1 protein-coding gene is annotated in these 566 nt (G+C 57.8%); it reads left to right on the top strand.

Annotated elements, in window-relative coordinates; genetic code table 11:
* Window positions 1-384 precede the first annotated feature (384 nt).
* On the top strand, window positions 385-566 hold a 182-nt coding region (locus tag E1180_RS22105; protein ID WP_208996743.1), incomplete at its 3' end, for a hypothetical protein.

Below are 566 nucleotides of genomic sequence, written 5' to 3' on the forward strand. Positions count from 1 at the left end.
CTGGAAACCAGATAGAGTGCAATAACGTCTTCGATTGAATAGAGCCAGTGGGCGCGCGCCAGCCGCGCGCTCTTGAGGGTCTGCCGCTTTGCCGGCTTTTCGATAACGGGCGCACTCATGAAGTCACACCCCGCAGCTTCAGGCAGTACTGTTCAATCTCAGCCCGATGCCACCGGGTCGTTCCGGGAGAGAGTACATAGCCCTTTGGGAACTCCGGATTGTTTCTGTTCCACCGCCAAATGGTTGGCACGCTGACGGCAAAAAAGACTGCCACTTCGTAAACGGTCATCCAGGGAGAAGGAACGTTAGCCTTCTTCGGGCTGCGTCTCTGGGCCGCGCCGGACCGCATGGCTTTTGTCTTCAGCCGCGCAGACGCCGGAGAGATTGGACACGAAGCATTGGGCTTCTTTTCGGGTGGTACTTCCGAAGTGGAAGGATCAATTGTCGGAAAGAGATCAGTCTGCCGTGCCGCGCACATGCAAGCCTCCTGAGTCGCGCTCGGGTAAACGAGCGGTTTCGGTTGGCGAGCACGTCCTGCGCAAGCTGGTGATGAACCCGGATGAGAT

The organism is Roseibium denhamense (assembly GCF_009711415.1).
Taxonomy (GTDB): domain Bacteria; phylum Pseudomonadota; class Alphaproteobacteria; order Rhizobiales; family Stappiaceae; genus Roseibium; species Roseibium denhamense.